18 protein-coding genes are annotated in these 23,793 nt (G+C 38.8%); 17 read left to right on the top strand and 1 reads right to left on the bottom strand.

Going from position 1 to position 23,793, the window contains the following annotated elements; genetic code table 11:
• The first annotated feature begins 220 nt into the window (after positions 1–220).
• The 16 genes from Phpb_RS17585 (at position 221) to Phpb_RS26375 (ending at position 21,834) form a co-directional block, all read left to right on the top strand.
• The gene (locus tag Phpb_RS17585; protein WP_420848359.1) at positions 221–964 is read left to right on the top strand and encodes an ABC transporter ATP-binding protein; all 744 of its coding nucleotides are present in this window, start codon (positions 221–223) and stop codon (positions 962–964) included.
• Positions 957–2,171: an ABC transporter permease gene (locus Phpb_RS17590; RefSeq protein WP_065391470.1), complete on the top strand. Its 1,215-nt coding sequence runs from the start codon at positions 957–959 to the stop codon at positions 2,169–2,171. Before Phpb_RS17585 ends, Phpb_RS17590 begins: the two co-directional genes overlap by 8 nt.
• On the top strand, positions 2,164–3,642 hold the full coding sequence (locus Phpb_RS17595; protein ID WP_065391471.1) for a TolC family protein: 1,479 nt from the start codon (positions 2,164–2,166) through the stop codon (positions 3,640–3,642). Before Phpb_RS17590 ends, Phpb_RS17595 begins: the two co-directional genes overlap by 8 nt.
• Positions 3,626–4,909: an HlyD family secretion protein gene (locus tag Phpb_RS17600; RefSeq protein ID WP_240492600.1), complete on the top strand. Its 1,284-nt coding sequence runs from the start codon at positions 3,626–3,628 to the stop codon at positions 4,907–4,909. The genes Phpb_RS17595 and Phpb_RS17600 overlap by 17 nt, the downstream gene beginning before the upstream one ends.
• Before the next feature lie 279 nt (positions 4,910–5,188).
• Complete coding sequence (locus Phpb_RS17605) at positions 5,189–5,677, top strand: hypothetical protein (RefSeq protein WP_065391472.1); 489 nt, start codon at positions 5,189–5,191, stop codon at positions 5,675–5,677.
• A 286-nt stretch (positions 5,678–5,963) separates the two neighbouring features.
• Entirely contained in the window at positions 5,964–7,841 is a 1,878-nt protein-coding gene (locus tag Phpb_RS17610; protein ID WP_131817525.1) for a hypothetical protein, read from the top strand.
• Positions 7,842–7,901: 60 nt separating this feature from the next.
• Positions 7,902–11,288 (top strand): RHS repeat-associated core domain-containing protein, encoded by a 3,387-nt coding sequence (locus Phpb_RS17615; RefSeq protein ID WP_065391474.1) that lies wholly within the window; start codon positions 7,902–7,904, stop codon positions 11,286–11,288.
• 379 nt (positions 11,289–11,667) lie between these two features.
• Entirely contained in the window at positions 11,668–12,123 is a 456-nt protein-coding gene (locus tag Phpb_RS17620) for a hypothetical protein (RefSeq protein ID WP_065391475.1), read from the top strand.
• Positions 12,124–12,509: 386 nt separating this feature from the next.
• Positions 12,510–13,574, top strand: coding sequence for a cell division protein ZapE (gene zapE, locus Phpb_RS17625; protein ID WP_065391476.1), 1,065 nt, complete (start codon positions 12,510–12,512; stop codon positions 13,572–13,574).
• Positions 13,575–13,616: 42 nt separating this feature from the next.
• A complete protein-coding gene (locus tag Phpb_RS17630; protein WP_036775912.1) occupies positions 13,617–14,363 on the top strand; it encodes a sulfite exporter TauE/SafE family protein in 747 nt (248 codons plus the stop codon).
• 33 nt (positions 14,364–14,396) lie between these two features.
• Positions 14,397–15,923 carry a 4-hydroxyphenylacetate 3-hydroxylase family protein gene (locus Phpb_RS17635; RefSeq protein ID WP_065391477.1) on the top strand — a complete coding sequence of 509 codons (1,527 nt, stop codon included), beginning with the start codon at positions 14,397–14,399 and terminating at the stop codon, positions 15,921–15,923.
• A gap of 202 nt (positions 15,924–16,125) precedes the next feature.
• Positions 16,126–17,166, top strand: a complete 1,041-nt coding sequence (locus tag Phpb_RS17640; RefSeq protein ID WP_065391478.1) for an aromatic ring-hydroxylating dioxygenase subunit alpha — start codon at positions 16,126–16,128, stop codon at positions 17,164–17,166.
• Positions 17,167–17,191: 25 nt separating this feature from the next.
• The gene (locus Phpb_RS17645) at positions 17,192–18,547 is read left to right on the top strand and encodes a diaminobutyrate--2-oxoglutarate transaminase family protein (protein ID WP_065391479.1); all 1,356 of its coding nucleotides are present in this window, start codon (positions 17,192–17,194) and stop codon (positions 18,545–18,547) included.
• Positions 18,548–18,571: 24 nt separating this feature from the next.
• The gene (locus Phpb_RS17650) at positions 18,572–19,876 is read left to right on the top strand and encodes a SidA/IucD/PvdA family monooxygenase (protein ID WP_065391480.1); all 1,305 of its coding nucleotides are present in this window, start codon (positions 18,572–18,574) and stop codon (positions 19,874–19,876) included.
• Between the two features lie 140 nt (positions 19,877–20,016).
• Entirely contained in the window at positions 20,017–20,622 is a 606-nt protein-coding gene (locus Phpb_RS17655; protein WP_065391481.1) for an FMN-binding negative transcriptional regulator, read from the top strand.
• Between the two features lie 759 nt (positions 20,623–21,381).
• Positions 21,382–21,834 carry a hypothetical protein gene (locus Phpb_RS26375; protein ID WP_065391482.1) on the top strand — a complete coding sequence of 151 codons (453 nt, stop codon included), beginning with the start codon at positions 21,382–21,384 and terminating at the stop codon, positions 21,832–21,834.
• A gap of 711 nt (positions 21,835–22,545) precedes the next feature.
• Here the strand turns inward: Phpb_RS26375 and Phpb_RS17665 are convergent.
• Positions 22,546–22,911, bottom strand: coding sequence for a helix-turn-helix domain-containing protein (locus Phpb_RS17665; protein ID WP_036775906.1), 366 nt, complete (start codon positions 22,909–22,911; stop codon positions 22,546–22,548).
• A gap of 263 nt (positions 22,912–23,174) precedes the next feature.
• Between Phpb_RS17665 and Phpb_RS17670 the strand changes: the two genes are divergently transcribed.
• Entirely contained in the window at positions 23,175–23,789 is a 615-nt protein-coding gene (locus Phpb_RS17670; protein WP_065391483.1) for a hypothetical protein, read from the top strand.
• Positions 23,790–23,793 lie beyond the last annotated feature (4 nt).

A 23,793-nucleotide genomic window follows, 5' to 3' on the forward strand; every position in this document is an offset into this window, starting at 1 on the left:
CACCATATACTCAAGGTGGTAGCATCAATTTGGGTATATTAACCCTATTACGTCAATGGGTAATGTTGATTTTTGTTAAATAACTCTAATTAATTTTCGGCATTTGATGTTTTTGTCTTTTATTCAGACGGCAATCTTTTACAACAGGATCTCCCCATGATATAAAACCTGCTAAACAACCGAGCGGAGTCAGTGATACGTTTAATGGATGTAAAAAACGATGAATAAATCAGACATGACAATCACGACTTCCTCATGTCAGGAAGCCTTGATTCATATGGAAAATATTTGTCGATCTTATCGTATGGGGGAAAAATATTACCCAGTGCTTGATAAAATATCATTCACTATCATGCGCGGACAAAGTTGTGCGATTGTCGGCGCTTCCGGCTCGGGTAAAAGTACTCTACTCAATATTCTTGGTTTACTGGATCAACCCACTTCTGGCTATTTTCAGTTTAGGGACGTTAATATAACAAATGTTACTCCTAATGAACGGGCGAAAATAAGAAATCAGGAAATTGGTTTCGTGTTTCAGAGTTTCAATTTACTTCCCAGAATGCAGGCGTTAGATAATGTCGCGCTACCATTATTATATCGTGGATATTCCCGCTCTCTCGCTCGGCAGGAGGCGAAATACCAGCTTGAGTTGGTTGGTCTGGCTGGCCGTATTTACCATCGTCCGGCTGATCTCTCCGGGGGACAGCGGCAACGTGTCGCCATTGCCAGAGCCTTGGTCGGTAAGCCTTCTCTGATTTTGGCGGATGAACCGACAGGCAATCTCGATAGTGCGACGGCACGAGATATCATGGCGCTTCTGCTGTCATTGAACCGTGAGCAAGGGGTTACGTTGGTCATGGTTACGCATGATGAAGCTATAGCCAAAAACATGCAGCGCTGTCTCTATGTTAACAACGGGCGGCTTTCCGAAACCGATCTGTGGCTGGGTAGCCCTAATGCTTAATGTGAATTCTGGTCGCTATGGTTTTTCCTTCACGCAAGCGTTGCGAGAATCACTGGGTAGCTTGCGTCTGCTAGGCAGGCGCTCTTTGCTTGCTTTACTTGGTATTGCGGTCGGATGCGCTTCGGTTATTGCACTTTTAAACATCGGTCATAACGCGGTTAATGAAGCTATCAGCACTTTTAAAAGTATGGGAAGCAATATTTTGGTTGCTCATTTTGCTTTTATTCCCGGCGTTGATGTCAAACCCGCGCCCTCTACGCTGGATACTCAGGCGCTGACTCGTACAATACCGACTATTACACATGCTGCGCCCATCACGTTATATTCGACTCGTGTACGCTTTCACGGGCAAGGGATCGATACGAATATTACCGGTACCTCCTCTGATCTGGCTGCGGTGCTGGATTTACAGATCGAACAGGGACGTTTTCTATCGGACTATGATCGTCAAACCACCTATGCCGTGCTTGGCGCGGATATTGCCAAACAATTAAAAGTAGCCAATCAACCTATTCGAGTAGGCAGTCAATTGCAAATTGGGGAATATCTGTTTGAAGTGATAGGAATTCTAGCAGCTCAGGGGCCGAACCCTTTACTCCCCGGCTCTATTGATCATTCCATCATACTGCCCATTGAAGCAATGCGACGGTTGCGCTCTGCGCCGGAAATTGGCAGCGTCATTGCCAGAGCGCGTGACACAACAACGCTAAATAGTGACGCGGTGTCGCTGCGTGATTACCTGGTCTCATTATCAAAAGGTCGTCGTGTCGAAGTTGAGATTCCGAAACAATTGCTTGATGGATTGACCCGTCAGGCAAGGACATTCTCCTATTTGCTCGCGGGCTTAGGGGGAATTTCGTTGCTGGTGGGAGGAGTGGGCGTGATGAATGTCATGCTGATGAATGTTTCGGAACGCAGGCGTGAAATTGGTGTTCGTATGGCTTTGGGCGCTCGGCCTGTTGATATTGGTATGCTGTTTATGTTGGAGGCTGCCATTCTGTCCATTGCCGGTGCAATGATTGGTTCATTGTTGGGGGTTGCGGCAGGGTACCTATTTGTAAAGTTTTCGGGCTGGGTATTTACGTTATCCCTATTCTCTTTGCCTCTGGGTATCGCCAGTTCATTAGTCATCGGTCTGTTTTTCGGTATCAATCCGGCATTAGCGGCGGCCAGATTACAACCTGTAGAGGCGCTTCGTGATGATTAGCCAAGTTTTTCAACGTGTTATTGGCATCATCATTGCCCTGATAATAGCCGCATCCGTCAAACAGGCTTTAGCGGAGCCGTTGAATCCATCACAGGCAACCATGCCTGAGACGAAGACAATTTCGCTTAATCAGCAAACTATTGGTCTGACGCTCAGTGATGCAATCTATTTAGGGTTACGAAACAATCGTTCGATTCGCAGCGCTTATCTGGATCGGATTGCGCAGAAATTCGATTTACGCGTTGCTGAGGACCGTTTTACGCCTAAGTTGCTGATTAATAGCCGTTATACCGCTACCCGTAATCAGAGCGATCGTTATCGTCAAAGCGAGATTACCCCCACCTCTACGCTGCTTGGAGAATATGGCGCTCGATTTAGTTTGTCTTGGACGAATCGGACGACATGGGCAGACAATGCGGGTCGTAGCCGTAATGATGGTGTTTCATTCTCGGTTATTCAGCCTCTGCTGCGTGGCGCCGGCAAAGATGTGGCTACAGCGCCTGTGCGCCTCGCTCAATTGATGGAGCAGACAAATCGTTTGAACCTAAAAGCGACGGTATCCCAGACTATCACGCAAATTATTATGGCTTACCGTGAATTGTTGCGTGCTCAAGAACAATTACAAATCGCCCGTGACGCTCTTGAACGTTCGCGTCAATTGCTGGAAGTTAACAAAGCGATGATCTCCGCAGGCAGAATGGCGGCTTTTGAGGTTGTCCAGACCGAGGCTGATGTCGCGATGCAGGAACTGGCTGCGGAGGAGGCGGCTAATCAATTGGATACCAGTCGTTTGGAACTACTGCGTTTGCTCGCCTTAGACTTACAAACTCAGGTGAAGGCGACTGATAGATTGGAAGCTAAACGCGTAGATATTAACCTGCTACAGGCGCAAAATTTAGCACAAGAGCAGCAACCATCGTATCTTACTCAATTGATTACTGCGGAACAGGCTGCAATTAACCTGACAGTTGCTCGTAACGAACGCTTATGGGATGTCTCTTTGGTTGGTGGAGCCAGCCAGATACGAGATCGAACAGAGTCAAATAGTTCCCGTAATTGGGAAAATTACGCCGGTGTTCAGGTAGAGATACCCATTGGTGATTTGAGTCAGCGTCAGGCGGAAGTGCGGGCGCGGGTTGATGTTCAGAATCAGGACATTCGTCTTGCTGAGGCGAAACAGTCACTGGAACGTAATGTGGGTAATGCGGTGCGCGATATTGGCACGCGTTGGCGTCAATATGAGATCGCACAGCGTGCCAGGGATCTCTCCTTGCGCAAGCTAGAAATTGAACGTGAAAAATTGACGGTGGGCCGCTCCAGCAACTTTCAAGTATTGAGCTTTGAAACCGATTTGCGTAATGCTGAGAATGTTCGTCTCAATGCGTTGATCACCTACTTAAATGCGCAAGCGGATTTGGACGAAACATTGGGCACCACATTAGGGAGTTGGGATATTGCGCTTAACGACTAATATCAAGGGACTTGCTCGTTCCAAATATAAAACTCGTTGGCTGATGACACTTGCCGTTGCATTAGTCATTGGGGCTGCCATTGCTTATATTTTCCTCTCTTCCTCAACGGAGACATCATCACCGCAGCGGTGGGTACATGTTGAACCTCAATTACTGGAAAATCGTCTTGGGTTGGTTGGCCGCATTCAGGCGGCAACCAGTTTGACGATCGCGGCGCCATTTGATGGCGTGATTGCCGAAGTGATGGTAACTGAAGGCCAGCGCGTTAAGCGCGGGCAACCTCTGTTGAGCCTTGACACGACACAGTTGGACATTCAGTTGCGGCAGGCGCTCACGGAGCTGTTGAAAGCCCAGAAAACCGTACAAGATTTGGTGGGGTGGGAGAACAGCCCGGATGTCGCCAGGGTACGTAGAACGTTAACCAATGCGCAGTTAAGTTTGAGCGATACCGAACGCAAGTTAATTGATACTCGGGCTTTGTTCGAGCGTGGCATTGTTCCCCGTATGGAGGTTGATACGCTGGAGCAGCAGGTCAGAGTCCAACAGCTTGATTTGGCTGCCGCTAAGACGGAACTGAGTACTGTTCTTGATAAGGGCGCTGGGGAGAATCGCCAAATTGCCGATATGGAATTAGCGAATGCCCAATCGCGTCATCGAGCGCTTCAAGCCCAGCAAGCGCAACGTGAATTGATTTCTCCTTTTGATGGCATTGTTATTCGCCCTCAGGTACCGGAATCAGATAAGGGAATCTTTATTCAAAAGGGGACACGTGTCACTCAGGGAACACCTATGTTAGGGGTGATTAATTTGGAACAAATTCAGGCGGTGGCGCGTATTGAGGAGGCCGACCTTCATCAAGTATATGAAGGAATGCCGGTTGAGATCACCGGTGATGGTTTTGCCGGGCTAGCTCTGCGGGGGCAAATTAAGACAATTGGTGTACAGGGGAATTCAAAGGAAATGCAGGGAGCGGGTGTGACCTATGATCTATTAGTGGCGATTGATCCTTTGACTTCTCAACAGCGGCAGCGTATCCGGCTGAATATGAGTGCGAAACTGGCTATTGTCACCTATCGCAATGAACGTGGATTAGCCGTGCCGGCCGAGGCATTACATATCGGCTCTGATGGACGAACTTTCGTTAACTATCGCAGTGAATTAAACGCACAGACCCAGCAGATTATAGTGACGCCGGGGCATGCTGTTCCTCTGGGTGTAGAGGTGAGCGGATTGGAGGCAGGCTATATTGAAATCGCTGGGCAGTAATGATTGATTCGAATTAAGTACAGACATAACCGATTATATCCCGTTTGCCGTTGACGATGGTCTGCGGTGCTGGATATGTTTTGTTGTTTCTTGGTAGACAAAATGTGCTCTCGATAATACTTTCTTAATTTTTTGATATAGATCAAATTTCATATTTGCGCTGATGAGAATATATTACTTTAATTAGATATTAATTGGCATAGACTTTTTCTAACAGCAAACATGAATATATAGCTATTCAAAACATTAATTAAATAATGAAACTTTGAGGTAGACATTATGAGTATTATTCGTCATTCGCTATCGGTTATTTCATTCGTCGCTTTGATTCATCTATCTGGACATGCATACGCATTTGGTTTGCCTGAAAATAATATCCCAACTTCTCATGATCCAGCTTGTTGGACCGTCTCGAATCAAATTCAATTTGATCGATTGATGAAAGAGATGGAATCAGTTGATGGCGATTCTGAGAGAGAAAAGAGAGAAATTGTGCGGCAGATAGGGAAATATGCTACTCCGAAAAAAATCCATATAGATGTTAAGGTAATTCAGGAAAAACCGGGGGATAAGATTAAACTCGATGCCAGCGGCTCTACGGTACCTAGTGGAAATATCGGATATAACTGGAATAACAAAGGGCCAGATCAAGTTATCATTGAAGTTGCTCCAAGTCGTTCAGGGACTTATTATCAACAGAAGGTTCAAATTATCGATAAAACCTGCGGAATTTATAATGCGACGATGATTGATGTACATTCAAAATAGTGATTATTATTGATTATTAATTATAGTGACTCTCTCATTAACCCGTTAATTAATTCTTGACGAATATTATGTCTGTTTAATTAAATAATATCTGTATTTGAATTGAATTTTTTCATTCAGATTGTGAGGTTTTATTTACATAAATATTCGTCTTCTTATTATTCTCTGCCAGATAAATGGCGTTGTACGAAATACCTAGAACTCTTGTTTTAGTAAGGGTATATGCGGAGATTTATCCATATACTCCGGGTAAATATATTATCATTAATATTAAGGATTTATAATTATGTCCACAAGAACACATAGCGGTAAGGTAAATTTCCATAGTTATATTGAGAGTGGAGTCGATAATCGCACCGGGACTTTTTCTTCAAATATATGCCTCTCAAGCCTCATAGAACCTCAATTTGATATTCGACTTCTCTATTCGCCATTAAATCAGAAAAATGTCGGATTAGGAAAAGGATGGAGAATCCCAGTGACAGTCTATAATGAAGACAAAAAACTGCTTTCTCTGACTGATGGTAGATTATTTCATGTGATTGAAAAAAAAGGTGCTCTGATATTAGAAGGAGGTATTGGTGATGTATTGTTTGAGAAAATAGATAAATTCTACAAAGTCACTTATCGTAACACCGGGATGATTGAATTACTTAAAATAAGTGATTTTAGTGATAATAAACCCTGCGTATTTCTTAGCTCTCCTTTAGGAGAAATATTGGAATTTAATTGGCATAAAGAGGGTAAAGAAGTCAAATTAATCGGTATAAACAGATATACCGACACGCAAGAGATAAAGAAATCATTGGTCACTATTTCCTATTCAAATGAAAAAGTGTCCCTGCTAGTTTTCCCTGATAGTAATGAAAAGAAGGAATTTAATCTGACTATAAATAATAGTCTCCTGACTGGAATAGAAAATGCTTCATTCAGTACTCCATTAAAATGGAAATTATCCTATACTGAATTGTCAAATAAGAATTCGGAAAAAACAGCTTATCTTACAGAAATTGTTTCTCCGCTAAATAAGATAGAAACCGTTTCATATGAAGACGATGGTCGTAATAGCTTTAAAGTCTGTTTTCATAAGATTGCAGACGGAACGGGAAGAAGTGAAGCTATTTGTACATATTATAGTTATGAAGTGAGTCATAATTCATATTATGATGATAAAAATGATAATATTGTCTCTTATGGTTCCCCAATGGGTTCTCTATTTGGTTCCCCTATATATATCACTACGGTTCAAAAGCAGAAACATAATTATTCACGTTTATATAATAAAACAATTTATATTTACAACGCTCTTTATCTTGAAGAGTTTAATTGTGATATTATTGGTTCCTATGATGACAATATAAAAAATAATAGAGATTCGATGCAATATTATGATCCTATGGCTAGACGCGGGAATAATATAGAAACTTATCTTAATAATCCAGGTGTTATTAAGGCCAGTATCAGTAAATATCGGGCAATTAAAGATAAACCGTTTTCAGAGCAACCAGAATTTTTCTCTTTAAAGAAAGAAGAAAAAGCAGTCTATTTTGAGTATAAAGATAATAGTAATTCATTGAAAAATATAGGAAATAGTGACGTAAATAAGAAAGTGAAACTAGGAAAAATAGAGATAATAGAAACTGGAATAACATTGAAGTCGATAGAAAATAATACTATTGATACTGTCTCAATATTAACAACCCGATTTGAATATGATAATGAGGGGCGAATTATAAAGAAAGAGCATCCTGATGGTAGTATTGATAATTACAGCTATTTTAAAGGAAAAACGCTGCTTTTGGAGACGGAGAAGCATATCCCCTCCTCTAATAAAAGTAGTGAGAAAACGTACATAAAGAAATATATATATGAGAGCTTTCCGGTGAAAGAGAAGAAAGGCTCTCCTGTTAATCTTGGCAATTGTGATTTAATGGCTTGTATGTTGATGCAACATACAGATGATAAATCTGGTGTAGTCACATACGAAATTAATCGAGCGTCTTATATCAATAATCCTTCTCATTTTAATCATGGAAAATTGGAAAAATCAATTGATTATTTGATTAATAATAAGCTGTTATTGGGCAATGTTAAATCTTCCTCTGAAATTGATAATTTAGTTAATAAAGATGCAAAAATAAATACAATATTATATAAATATTAATTTTATGAGGGTAACCTTAAAGCAGTGATGACGTTTACCGGGCATGATGGAAAAAGCTCTATGACTGAAAAAGTGATTTCTATTCAGACGGGTTTAACGTTAAGTGAAAAAGATAAATATGAAAATATATCTGAATATGAATGGGATGCGTTATCAAGACTGAAAAAGATCAAAAATAATCCTAAAAAGGAATTTAGTACAACAGAAAGCTACGATCATGGAATTATTATAAATGATGATTATACTACGGTTTTTAAAGAGAAAGTCGATAATGCCAGATTTGCAGGATATATCATGCATACTAATGCACAAGGTGTGAAAGTTCTGACTGGTCATGATGTATTTAATCGAGAGGTACAGATATGGAAATCTTCCCCAGATAAAGGTCAGAATAAGTGGCTGTTGGTATGTGATAAACAATATGATGAAAATTTCCTTGTTACGGTTGAAAAGAGATTTGATTTATTACCAGACGTAAAATCAGGGGATATTATTGTCACTGAGGATATTTACATAACCTATTATATTTCACCATTCTGTTATTTCAATTTACATAGACGTCATGATCAACAGTTCGATATAACGTATACTTTCATCAATGAGGTCAAGAAAACACGGAAAACTATTTATATTGACTCAATTAATATTGATGATAAACATGAAGTGACCGGAGATTATATTCTATCGTTGTTGAAAAAATATCAGAGATCATCATTTGTCCGTTATGACTCTACTAGTTTTGACTCTCTTAATTATAATTACCAAATACAAGAGAATAACAAGGATGATGAATCAAGACTTTGTATACCGGCTATTATGCTGAAATCAGGGAAAGATATTGCGTGGTTTACTGAAGAAACTTTCGATAGTCATGGCAATGTGATTAAGAATAACCGATATACATTGGATTCTGAGGTTAAGGATGAAAAAAACAAGAGTCACGCTTTTAAACTTAAGATTGAAGATGATGAAATTGAGGATGAAGATGAGATTGTCAGGAAATTAATTCTATCACCAACATTATATTCTGCTACAGAACATCAATATGGATCTGGTAATAAGCTTACTTCTTTGACTGATGAAATAGGAAACAAAACAGATTTTATTTATGATATCTACCACCGTGTAATAGAGGTTATACAACCGAATGGTGTGAAAATTAATAAACAATATGCTCCCCATACAGATAAGGAACTTGTCACAAAAATTAGTATCACCAATGCGAATAAAACATTTATTCCTGGTAGTCAAAAATTTGACTCTCTGGAGCGTTTGATTGAGGTAAATAATGGTGGTCGTATTCAGAAATATACTTATAAAGATTCATCCCCAATTCCAGATACAATGATCAAACCGGATGGAACGATATTGCAATATCAAAATATCCATGAGCTTGGTGATGTGATTAAATCAATTAAAGGTGGTAATATTGACCACCAATTTGATTATGACAAAACAACCGGTCAGCTTAAACGTTATAGGGATCAAAGTGGTTATATTAGCCAATTAACTTATGATGGTCTTGGAAATATTACCGGGGAAAACATTACCCCTATTACGGAAGGTGTTGAGCAATCCTTGTCTCAAATATTTTCAATAGGTGGTAAGTGTATTGAATGTAATGATATTACTGGTAAGAAACAGAAACATTTCTATAATTTACAAGGGCAACTTATTAAAGTCGTTGATGCTGATATCGAAGCTGAGATGGAATATGCGGCTTTCGATCGATTAGTGCGCCAAAATATATTAAATAAGCGCGATCAGACTAAATTAGTGATGGAATTGGGGTATGATATGTTCGGTCGTGAAATTTCCCGCACGATAACCCCGTCAGGGCAGTCTGATAAGACGCTTACCATCACACAACGTTGGCATAAAAACGACCAGTTGGCATCACGTATGATATGTAATGGCACAATCACACTGCGCGATGAAACTTTCAAATATAATTCACTCAATATGTTGGTGGAATATAATTGTACCGGCGATGAATTACCCCTTGATGGCTATGGAAAACCTATTTCCAAGTTGACGTTGAATTATGACGCGTTAGGCAATATTACGCAGTGCGTGACTCAATTTGATAATGAACAGGATGAAGCCCGTTTTATCTATTCAAGTCCTCATGATCCCTGCCAATTGACGGAAGTTAGGCACACTCATAAAGATTATCCTGTGTTGATCACATTGGAGTACGATGCGAATGGTTGTATGACGAAGAACGAACAAGGTCAAACTCTGACTTATGATGCGCTTAATCGGTTAAAAACATTAAAAGCCGGGGAAGACATTTATCTCTATCATTATGATCCTCAAGGTAAACTGGTATCCCGCAGTAAGCTTGAAACCCGTAGAGAATGGTATTATCAACAGAATGCCAATTATCCGTTGTTGAGTAATGAGCTGACTGGGGAACTCAAAACTCGGGTGTCGCGTGTTTCAGAGCAGATTACCGGTGTTATTACCTCTGGCCTGAAAGATAATAAGCAGCGAGACGATGTATTGCTCATTGGTGCAGATAGCATGAACTCACCAGTGTTAACGTTGAATAAGGAAGGGAAAAGCGGCTTACTCAGCTATAGCCCGTTTGGTTCTTCCGCTACACCAATGATGATCGGATTTACCGGACAGATGGTTGATGATATTAGCGGTGTCTATCATTTGGGAGAACGGCAATACAGCCCTTGCCTGTTCCGTTTTACAACACCTGATAGTTGGAGTCCTTTTGGTGACGGTGGGCCAAATAGTTATGCATATATCGACCCAATTAACTGCCGTGATCCACAAGGTCATATCTCTTGGGCGGGGATATTTGGGATTGTTTTTGGGATTATCTCTGTTGTCGTTGGTGTTGTGACACTCGGTGCGGGATTGGCCGCAATGGCTGCCGCCGGTATGACTATCGCCGCGGGTTTATTGGCTGTCGGTGGTGCCGCAACTGTTGCTTCTGGCGGATTTGCCATTGCTGCCGGCGCAATTATGGATACTAATCCTGAACTTGCGGAAACATTCAGTTGGGTCGCGTTTGGCCTTGGTGTAGTGGGCATGTGTGCGACTATGGGCGCAGGATTTGCGCCAGGGGCGGGGACGGCGGCGATGAGGTCGGTTAGTTCGAATGCGCCCAGAATTGGCAGAATGGGGGGAAGGTATGTTGTACAAGAGAGAGTGCTCGGTAGCGTTTCCATGGAATTATTAGGTCCTGTGACAAGCCGCTCAGGTGTGGCAATGGAAAGCCATTTTATGCTGACAGGTACGCGAATGGGGGGAGGGACCGCCGCTTCGATGATAGGGAGTGGACCAAGTGTAGGCGGTACTCTGTTTCTGGATATGCTCGGCAGAATTGCCGCTTCCGCTCCGGCCAGAATGATAGGGCTTACTATGGGTATGGAGGCGTTAATGGGATTGGGCTTGGCCGCGTTTTGGTACGAAAGAAAACGTAAATAAACCTGACTTATAGAAAGTAATAATTAAAACAAGCGTGCTGCTTAAAGGCAGTGCGCTTTGGCTTTGCTAAATAGCAGACTATTGGCGGATTGTGAATGTTTTCCGTTATCAAATTACGGTTTTCTTAACTAATTACGGTTTTTTTAACTATCAAGCCGTTATTAATTCCTTAAGGTCAGAGTATTTGTCAATTTTATGACGGAGAACCTCTTACTCTTTTAAATAAGTTTTGCAAAGTGGTCTATATTAATAGGGACATAAAGTGAAAATTTGCTTTATGGAGTTGGGTGTATATTGTACGAAAAAATAAATTATAGAAAAGAAAGTTGTATTAAAGCGCAGTAAGCCATTCCAAACAACATAAAGGAGAGTATCTAACATGTTAGTACGTAAATCGTTGTTGGCCCTGTTTGCAACTGCTTCCCTAACTGCCGCAGGTATCGCTTATGCAGGCCCGCCGGTAACAGTGACATTTAAGCATCTTGGTGCGTCTGGTAGCGCGGATGCTGTTTATACCATCATTACTAATAATGAATCCGGTACCTATGTCAATGCGACACCTAAACCTAGTTCAAACGTAGCGCCGGGAGGAGTCAATATTTATCAGGTTCAAAGCCCGCTTTCACCGGACGTAAACTATGCGATGGTGAGATATAAGATAGGGGTTAAAACCTGCGAATTTATGACCACTTTTGTGAACGGATATGTTAATGGCGTTAAAATTCCAAAATGGAATAAAGGAGCAACACCGAGTGGAGGCGCTGTTTGTAATGCAACCATCACTTCTACGAATATTGCGACCTACGCATGGTCGGTTGAATTCACGATGAAGTAGCAGAGGCGAGCCAGATACTTTATGGAATAATCTGGCTCATCATATTTTTCACTTGGTTTATTGAGAGTGAGATCATATTTTTTCAGTTAATTAATCTTTCTGTTGCATAATTGATGATAACAAGATCCTTAAAAAGAGCTTGTTACTATTGTCAAAAGCCTGTGAATTTATTGAAAAATGTGTCAAAGAATATAGTGGTATAACATTATCATTCCTATGTGATACATATGTGATAGGAATCATAAAAATCATAAAAACAACTTTAGGGTATTGTGCAGTTCCTTTTGTTGGTGTTTATTTATTTTAGGGAGAAATTTTCTAAAAATGGACTGCTATTTTATTAGTTTTTATTTTTAACAAATTAAACACTAAGGGCTGGTTTGTATATGGAAAAGCGAGCGAAGGGCATTGAGTTACAACAAGCTATTCAAAAAAAAGCTCAATTGTATAAATACACGCTTGATAAATATCAAATATCTGTCGTCGAGAATATGGTATGTTTAATTAATACAATACTTAGTCGCTCTTGGTTTAAACGTCCCTGTGTAAAGGGAATTTATATTTGGGGTCCGGTAGGAAGAGGGAAGAGTTTCATACTAGATGCTTTTTTCGAGGCGGCGCCTATAAAAAATAAACGCAGAGTCCATTTCCACCATTTCTTTCGTGAGCTTCATCAATTAATGAACCTTCAAGTAGAAAAGAAGGATTCAATGGAAGCAACTTTACATACTCAGCTACAGAACTGTCAATTATTGTGTTTCGATGAATTTCATTTGCATGATATTGGAGACGCAATGCTGATTAGTCGGCTTTTAAATTTTATCTTTCAGCGCGGTATAGTCTTAATAACAACTTCAAATTATCCTCCTAATGATTTACTGGCAAACCCCCTTTATCACGAGCGGTTTTTACCTGCTATTCAGTTGATTGTGAAAAATATGAAGATAGTTTCGATGGAGGGAGAAATTGATTATCGATGTCTGGCTGGCAATGATGTCGATCCTTTTTGCCAAGGTGCTTATGTTTGGCCTGGGAATGAAGAACAACGTATTGAGCTGTCTTTGCCAGAACATCTTATGTCGACTATAGATCTAAAAGTTGGTTACCGTATATTGTCTGTATTATCTGCTGCCAATGGCACAATTCATGTGACTTTCCAGGATCTGTGCATCAGTCCGACAGCGGTAATGGACTACCTTGCTTTAAGTGAACGCTATCAATGTTGGATTATTGAGGATGTTCCTGAATTAGGTCGGGTTTCCAGCGCTGCTCAACAACGTTTTATTAATGTGGTCGATGTGCTTTATGACCAACGTTGTCAGCTCTTTTTGATCGGTTGTCGCCCACTGGATGATAAAATGTTTGATGGCGTTGAACTGGCAGATATTTCGCGTACACGCAGCCGCCTTAGTCAATTGAAACAATATGGTTTGGGCTATTCTATAGCGTGAATATGATCTCATTAACTACTCATAAAATAGGCTAAGAAAAAAATGTTGGATGCTTTAACTTACTCAAATTATGCCGTAATAGTCGGTGCTCTGTTGATTGCTTACATTATATTTGGAATTGCTGGTTTTGGTACGGCCTTAATTGCCAGCCCAGTACTAGCGTTATATATTCCCGTGGCTAAAATTGTTCCCTTGCTGGCACTACTAGATATGTTTGCCGCGATCGTTAATGTTAGTCGTGACGGACGTAAAGCCGATTGGAAAGAATTAAAACGCCTTGTTCCATTGATGATTTTCGGTAGCCTTATTGGTGCGGCGATATTACTTAAAACTAAACCTGAAATACTATTGCTTGCCTTAGGTGTATTTGTTGTTCTGTATTCTGTTTACTCTTTGAGTGGATTAAAGCCAAATCGGAATTTTTCATCGACTGCTTCGTTCCCTTTCGGATTAATTGGCGGCGTATTCAGTGCATTATTTGGTAGCGGTGGTTTTCTATATGCGATTTATCTAAGCGGGCGGATTGAAAATAAAGAGGCTATGCGTATCACTCAAACAACGCTTATTGGTCTCAGTACATTAACGCGAGTAGTAATTTTTGGTTTAGCGGGCGTATATTTCGATACTGATTTGATTTTGTTGGTGTTGGTACTTGCTCCTGGCATGTTAGTTGGTATTACATTTGGTCGGTATATTACGTTGAGAATGTCGCGTGAGCAATTCTTGAAACTGGTTAATATTGTGGTATTAGTTTCTGGTGTGATGTTAATAGTTAAATATTTTTATTAATACTCAAGATAGAGAGTTATAAGGAGTAATAGTATGGCAAGTGTTGATAAGAATGAAATGATGACCGGTGAAGAATATCTTAGTAGCTTAGATGATGGGCGTGATGTATTAATATATGGGCAAAAAGTGCGTAATGTTACGACACATAAGGCGTTCCGCAATAGTGCTTATTCGATATCTAGACTCTATGACGCGTTACATAATTCAGATTCTCAGGAGATATTAACCGATATTGATCCTGACGGCTATCGAACGCATCGGTATTTCATGCCGTCCAAGTCCGCTAAGGATTTATTAAAAGCACGAGATGCCATAGCACATTGGGCAAAATTAACCTATGGATTTATGGGAAGAACACCAGATTATAAAGCAGGGTTTACGGCTACGTTGCGTTCAACTCCTGAAATATATGGTTCGTTTAGTGATAACGCTCTATCCTGGTATCGTAAAAGTGCGCGGAAGGTACTATTTCTTAACCACGTATTAGTTAATCCCCCTGTTGGCAGGGCTAAGAATGTTTCAGATATGCGAGATATTTATTTGCATGTCGAAAAGGAAACTGATGCGGGAATCATTGTCAAAGGGGTAAAAATGGTTGCGACGAGTGCGGCAATTTCAAATGCTACCTTTGTTGCACAAAACAGTGCCGCTTATTATGAGAAGGGCAGGGAAGAGGATTTTGCTCTATGTTTTATAGTGCCAATGAATTCTCCTAATCTAAAAATAATATGTAGAAAATCTTATGAGTTGGCGGCATTAAGCCCGTTTGATAATCCTTTATCGAGTCGTTTTGACGAAAATGATTCTGTCTTGATTTTCAATGATGTTTTTGTTCCGTGGGAAAATGTATTGATTTATCGAGATATAGAGAGAGCACGAAATTTCTATTCAGTATCTGGTTTTCTTAATCGTTACCCTTTGCAGTCAGGTACAAGATTGGCCGTTAAAATGGATCTGATGTGTGGGCTATTTGCTAATGTTTTGAAATCCAATGGTTCAGATCAATTCAGAGGAGTGAGGAGCCATTTGGCTGATATTGTGGCTATACGCAACCTAATGTGGTCGTTAACAGACAACCTTTGTCAAAATCCCGAAAAAAGAGATGACGGTTCTGTAATACCTAAATTGGATGCCGCCACAACGGTGAGATATTTCAGCACTCAAGTCATGTCACAGTTAAAACCTATATTCAACACGATCTTGGGAGGCTCGCCTATTATGCAAGTTTCAAGTTGGTTGGATATTGAAAATACGGAGATTAGGCCACTGATTGATTGCTATTATCAGGGTACTGACCAATCCGCTATTGAACGCCAGAAACTGATTAAACTTCTTTGGGATGCATTAGGCAGTGAGTTCGCCGGGCGTCATGAACTATATGAACATAATTATGCCGGTAATCATGAACAAATTCGCCTTGATATGCTGAAACATTGTGAAGCTACTGGAATAATGGATCAATGTAATGATTTAGTGAGTCAATGTTTATCTGACTATGATTTGAGTGGTTGGGTAGATAACGGTTGGCGCTTTGATCCTAATAACATAGAAACATTATAGTCATATTATTTAAATCGTATTTCTATCAGCATTATTACACTATTTAAACTCCTATTATAGCCTATGGATTTCAAGTTGCATCGCGACGGCAAGGGAGCGAATCCCCGGGAGCATAGATAACTATGTGACCGGGGTGAGTGAGTGCAGCCAACAAAGAGGCAGCTTGAAAGATAACGGGTATATATTAATAGTGGAGGTTACGATGTTGTACTCAGGAAAATGGAATAGAGAGGAGCTTGATTATTGTGCTTTAAATAATCAATGGCATGTTGTTGCAGATTCTAAGGAGGTCAATAATAATCGACCAAAAGCGATTCGTTTATTAGGTGAAGAATTGGTGCTTTGGCGAGATAGTGAGAATAAAATATATGCATGGAAAGATTATTGTGGACATCGGGGCGCTAAACTATCATTAGGTTGTATTAAAAATGGGAATATTGAGTGCCCATATCATGGATGGCGATATGATGCTAAAGGGAACTGTACTTTTACACCTGCGCATCCGAATAATATCCCACCTTCGTCAAAGAGATTGATTTTCTGTCACTATGCAGAAGAAAAATATGGTTTTATATGGGTAAGCCTGTTAGAACCATTGCGTCCTATTCCTTTCTTCCCTGAATGGGATAAACCCAATTTCAGGAAAGTGGTTGCAGGTCCTTATTATTATAAAGCTAATGCGTTAAGGTCATTGGAAAACTTTATAGATGCCTCGCATTTTCCTTTTGTTCATGCCAATCTTAACGGCTTGCCTGATGCTCCAGAGGAGATAAAGAAATATACTGTTAATCAAGATGATTGTGGGCTTCACTCTTCTGAAATTAGCGTATTTCAACCTTATGGCGACCATCGGGGAATACCGGTTACTGCACGTTATTGCTACTCAGTACTCAATCCTACTACGGCTTATTTTGAGAAAAAGACCGGGGATATTGAGCGTTTTTGTACTTTCTTCAATGCGACCCCAGTTGATGAAGATGAATGTATTATATGGCTGATTGTTGCAATTAATTTTGGTCATGATCTCACATTGGAGCAGATACTTTCCAGACAAAATACTGTATTTGAACAAGACAGAATTATTGTTGAATCTCAACGACCAGTAAGATTGCCGCTTGATCCACGGCAAGAAATGCATCTCAGTAGTGATCGAATGGGGTTGGAATACCGCCGATGGTTAAAAATATTGGGGCTTAAAGCACGTGAAGTCATTCTCTCAGAAACAAGAGAATCTGATTTTTAATTTCCTATTTAAAAAAGGTATTAGAATGAATAATGATTTTAGGTTGTATCGACTTGTCGATCGCGAATCTAACGCGCGTACTTATTCGCGAAATATAGACAAGGTATTAAGTAAAGGGAAATTGTCTTATGTATATGACAGTGAAAATAAAGAATATATTGATTGTTTAGCTTGTGCCGGCGCTTTACCACTTGGACATAATCATCCTTTTGTAAAGCAAAAAGTTATTGAGTTTTTGGAATCGGGTCAATTACAGCAGGCTTTGGATATAGTAACCCCTGCGAAAATTAACTTTGTTGAACAGCTTTATCAAATATTGCCTCAAAGCTTTGCACGTCAGGCAAAAATACAATTCTGTGGTCCAACGGGGACTGATGCGATAGAAGCAGCGCTAAAATTATTTAAAACAGCTACCGGACGGCGTTCTATTATTGTATTTCAGGGGGCTTACCACGGTATGACTCATGGCGCACTTTCTTTGATGGGTAATTTGACGCCAAAGAGATCTGTGACAGGGCTTTCTGCTGAAGTTCAGTTTCTACCTTATCCATATACTTTCCGTAGCCCCTTTGGTGCAAATACCAGTGTCAGCGAAACGGAACGCTTGAGTCTTGTAAGCCTGGAAAATCTCCTTAGTGATCCAGAAAGTGGTATAACCAAACCTGCAATGGTGTTGGTTGAAGTTATTCAGGGTGAAGGTGGCTGTATTCCGGCGAGTGCTAATTGGTTACATCAGATTCGGGAAATAACCGCGCGACATGATGTTCCTCTGGTTATTGATGAAGTACAGACAGGAATTGGGCGTACGGGTGATATGTTTGCTTATGAATTTGCTGATATTACGCCTGATGCGATTATTCTTTCTAAAGCGATAGGGGGAGGATATCCGCTTGCAGTGCTTCTCTATCGAGACATATATGATCAGTGGTTGCCGGGTGCGCATGCCGGTACATTTCGGGGTAATCAGATTGCTTTAGTCAGTGGCGCTGCTACCTTAGATTTTATCCAGCGAGAAAATCTTCTCGATCAAATTAACTATACAGGTAATCTCCTGAAAAATAGATTGCTTGAATTACAAGATGATTATCCTGTTATTGGCGATGTTCGTGGTCGGGGGCTGATGTTGGGTTTAGAATTGATTGATTTAGACTCTCCTCCTGATGCGCTTGGGCATCCTCTAGCTAATGGAAAATTAGCTCAAATGATAAAAAAGAGTTGTTTTGACGCAGGCTTAATTATCGAGAGTGGAGGGCGGCAAAGTGCTGTTTTGAGGATGTTGCCTCCTTTGATCATTACTCCTCAAGATGTAAACAATATTGTAGAACGTTTAAGAAAAGCATTTTCTATTGTTTGCTCAAACTATAATTATCAGCCATCGTGAAGCAAAATAATTTAAGGGGAGATTATGAAAAACTCTTCGTCAATTTATGATATCTTGGGTATTGGATTTGGGCCTGCTAATATTGCTTTATCTATTGCTTTAGAGGAATTAGCCCCGCATTTTTCAGTCCGGTTTATTGAACGTCAACAAAGCGCATGTTGGCAGCCGGGAATGATGTTGCCAGGATCTGATATTCAAAATCATCCGCTGCGTGATTTGGTTACGCCAAGAAATCCCAAAAGTCATTATTCGTTCACCAATTTCCTTTATGAAACTGACCGATTATATCAGCACCTTAATTTACCTTTACATTATCCTTTGCGTTTAGAATATGCGCAATATATAAGTTGGGCGGCGAATTTTTTCAATGATCAGGTTGATTACGATTGTGAGGCGACAGAGATTTTTCCTGTTCTGGATAGCCAAAATAAATATATAAATCATTATTGTGTCAATACCGTTAAAGGAGATATCTATAGAGCGAGAAGTATTGTCCTTGCTCCCGGCCGTACTCCTTTCATACCTGAACCTTTTAATCAATTGAAAGATACGCGTGTTGTTCATCTTAACCATTATTTACCTTCATTAGATCAGGCTAGGAAATACAGTAATTCTTTAAGCGTTGCGGTTATTGGCGGCAGTCAAAGCGCAGTAGAAATTCTATTACATGCCAGTACCCAAAATGATATTAAAAGACTCGTTGGAATCACCCGGAATTTTGGATTTCGGCAGAAAGACACAAGTCCTTTCTCTGATGAAGTTTATTTCCCTGCGTTTGTTGATACATTCTATGAAGCTACGCCGGAGAATAAGGCTCGCCTTCGTCGAGAATTGGTACACACGAATTATTCGTCGGCAGATATTGATGTTTTGAATCAATTGTATATTAAACAGTATGAAAATAAACTGTTACATAAAAATTCAATGCAGATATTAACTTGCAATGAAATAGTTGATTGCCGGAGTATTTCAAATGGTATATTGCTAAAAAGTCGAAATTTTATTAATAGTAATGAATTTGAAGAGTGTTTTGATTTAGTTGTACTTGCTACTGGATTCCTTGATTTAGGCACTGGAGAACGCCAGGAGCTTTGTCCTGAATTATTATTACCTATTAAGAAATTACTGATCAATCAGGGAGATATATTGTCTATAGGAAGAGATTACAGGGTACGATATTTGACGAAGGGAGATTTTACTCCTATTTATTTAAATGGATTGTGTGAATCGACTCATGGTATGGGTGATGCTGGTTCATTTAGTTTGCTTGCATTGCGTTCTAAAACAATTATCGATTCATTAAGTCAACATTTATCTCGAACCAGATGAGTATAAGAAATGTGCCTAATATTTTGTGCTAGAAATGGTTGAATTATCTATTGAGAGTAAAATATATAGTATTAAGAGTGAAAATATTATTCAAATAGACGTTGAAATTAATTAAATAAATTTAGAGGATAATTAATATTATGAAAACATTCCCGTTTCATTATCATGAATTCATTTGCAAAAATGTAGAGTTATTAGGGCGATTTATTGATGCATATCCTCTGGCGTTAATAACGCGTTACATGAGCAATGGTTTCATGACCAGCCATATTCCTTTATTCCAAAGTGTTGATAAGATGTTATTCGGGCATACAGATCGTCGTAATCCTATGGTTAATGATCTTGTTTCATTTGATGCGCATATTGTATTCATGGGACCATCCAGTTATATCCCTCCTGAGGCTTATAAGAATAAGCAGTTGCCTACGTGGAATTATACCGCAGTACATATGGATGCCAGTATTGATATTATTGTAGAATCTTCGATGAATTTAAATATTTTGCTAGAAACCAGTGAGCGTTTGGCGACTGGCAAAGATTCTTTCCGATCAAATAAGGAAGATCCTCGCGTAGCTAAGAATTTATCTGGAATTCTGGGACTGAAAGTTGTACCGGAATACATTGAAGGTCGTTTTAAATTATCTCAGGATAAACCGTTCGTTGATCATGAGTCAGCTATGCAGTGGCTGTTAGATAATAATCCATCGGAGTTTGATTTATTAATTAAAAGTTTAATCAATAGTTAGAGTTATTTTTATGAAAAAAGAGTAAATAATATATTAATAACAATGAGGGTTATCATGCCTATGATATATTTAAACGGTAGTATCTTGCATAGAATAAAGTAGCAACGCTGAGTGGAGGTGCTATTTATAATGTAATCATCACTTCTATTAATATTGCGACTTACACATGGTCAGTTGAATTTACTATCAAGTAGTGAATAGTGAGTCGGATTATCCATTAGAGATATCTGGCTCATTTTGTGTTTTGACATTTTTCCTGATGTGGTAATTGTTGTTCAATGGGCTATTGTGATTTTTGATGGCTGATCTGATTTCAATACGAAATATCTTGCTCTATTGCTATAACTATATGAATTTTTGGTTATCTATCTGTTATATTTTTTTAACTTGAATTTTCTGTTGATCATATAATTACCGACCACTATTATTAGGAGGGTTTTTTCTTTACTGTATGTTTAATGTAAATAGCACGATATATGAACTATGTTAGATCTAAATTAAAATAAAAAATATACGGTAATTTAATTTGTTATTATAAATTAATGTTGAATGTTTATTTTTTTTAGTTTTGGTCTTTTATTGACGTATTATTGGTTCTACACTATTTTTAAAGTTGTAAAGTTTTTTTATTTTTTATAAGTTTATGGATTATGATGGTTGAATATGGATGTTCAGTAAATTAGTAGAGTTTTTTTGTGTGATATGATTTTCTATATTTATAACTTGGTGTGAATTCAACCTTATAAGGAATAATATATTATGATTGATCAAAACAATTCTAATAATATAGTTGCACCTAATGTAACGATTTCTGATGTAACTGTGTCTTCCATTCAAATTGCTCCAGAGATAGCCAGAAACAATGTTCATGTAATAATTGTTGATGATAAAGGTGCTTCACGGGATTTTCTTTTGGATAATTCTGATGGTGGTTATCAAGGGAGTGGTGGTTTAATAGCTTTGATTCTTGCACATCTTAATTCAAAGAAAGTCACTATTAGAACTACCGGATATGAATATAATAAACATGGATATATCAATGGTGTATTAATTAAGGAGGATAAGGGATCTGGCGGTGGAACTGGTGGCGGAACAGGCGGTGGAACAGGCGGCGGAACAGGTGGCGGAACAGGTGGCGGAACAGGCGGCGGAACAGGTGGTGGAACAGGCGGCGGAACTGGCGGTGGAACTGGTGGTAAAACTGGAGGATAATAAAGGACAGTAAAAATTAGGAATTATCGGAGTGAGAATTTCTATAGAGCATAGTATTCTCTATTATTTACGTTAAAGGTATTAAATAGTGAATTGGAATTAATTTTAAATAAAAACCCTGAGGTTTAATCTTTAGGGTTTTTACTTTTTAATAACTGAACATACATCGAGCTTGAGGAAAAAGACACTTATAAATACCTGATATATATTTTTTTCAGTTTTCTTCTACTGGGTTATTAAGTGCTATTAAAAAGTCACTTTAATTAATACTATTTTATAAACAAATTAGTAGATTTCTTTAATCTATATTGGCTAGAAATGAATAAGATAGTATTTTTATGTTTTTTATCTGCTTGCTGGCAGTAAAAGCTTGTATTTATGGTTGGATGAAGATATTTTTATTTTAAAATTATACTAATTAATTTATTCTCAGTTAGTTAATAAATCCTAATGAATTTTATTGTTATTTAATAGAGTTATTTCCTGAAATCATTTATGCTGGTATATATGGTGATTTTTCTGGAAGACTTATGGAAATTTGTTGTCAATTTCTAGGAAATAACTCGGGGTTAGCCAATAGTTATCTGAAAAATCCTTATTTGGTTTTTTGAACAATTAGGACGTTAATGAATTCAGATAGCATAAAAATTAAATGGTCAATAAAATATTGACCATTAGAAAATACTATCAATAAGGTTATTATAGGCTCGGTTATTGCTTATGATCTAAGAAATACATTAATTCAGGTAGATTGCCATTTTCTCTGAATCTGGCAGGTGTGGTATTAAAGTGTTTTTTAAAGATCCGAGTGAATGTTGCCTGAGAACTGAATCCATACTGTAAGGCGATATCAAGGATTGGTAAGTTTTCTTCACGTAGAGATCTCGCTGCTTCATGTAAACGCCGTTTGCGAACATATTCACCCAAGGTATAGCCTTTCACTTCTTTAAACACTCTTTGTAGATGCCACTTTGAATAACCGCTTTTGTCAGCAATGGTCGCTATTTTTATACCTTCGTTACGTTCGAGCTGAGTTTCGAGCCATCTGACAATATCATTTACTACATTTTCTGACATTTTCACCTCCCACTAATGGTGGGCTAGTTGCTAAATCATTAGATTTAGTTAGTTATTCTTATAAGGATAATAACGATGGTTACTAATGTGTGTATTTTAAAATAAATCCGGGATATCTATAGGCAAAAAGTGCTATTTATAATTGATAATTATTATCATTTGTGCAAATTTCCTTTGTTTTAATAATAATTAGCATCAAATGATCTTCACTAATTTATTTAAAACAGTATCATCGTTGGTCATTTAATTTAATGGAGGTTGTAATGCAATCGGACTTGACTTTTTTAACGAAAAAGTTGGCATTTTTTGTTCTTTATGCTCTGATTTTAACTATAGTTATAAGCTTACTCTTTGTTGATGTTATCTATTTGCAGAATGCGGTAAAGGAAAACTCAGTAACTGAAATTTCTCAGGAAAGTATACTGTTTGTTATTTCTGCTGTATTTCTATTAGAAGCAAAGAAGAATTGTCAATTACGTCCCGCATTAGTCTTGATATCAGGTTTTTTTGCTTGTTTATTGATAAGAGAGCTGGATGCTATTTTCGATGAAATATTTCATGGCGCCTGGGCGTGGATTGCTATTCCGTTAGCGCTAATTTGTATTTTTTACGCTGCTTATAAAGGCAGGGATACGTTGGTTGGTCTTGTTCATTTTACCCGCCATCAAAGTTACGGCATGATGGTTGCGGGTATTTTGTGTGTGCTCGTTTTTTCCCGTTTGTTTGGTATGGGAGAATTATGGCAAGGTTTGATGCTCGAAAATTTTGATCGAACAGTAAAAAACATGGTTGAGGAAGGGTGTGAACTTCTGGGTTATTGCTTGTGTTTGATTGCAACTTTTTGGTATCTGCCTGATGCAATAAAAACTCGTAGATGAAAGT

The sequence above is a fragment of the Photorhabdus namnaonensis genome (assembly GCF_001684335.1).
Taxonomy (GTDB): Bacteria; Pseudomonadota; Gammaproteobacteria; order Enterobacterales; family Enterobacteriaceae; genus Photorhabdus; species Photorhabdus namnaonensis.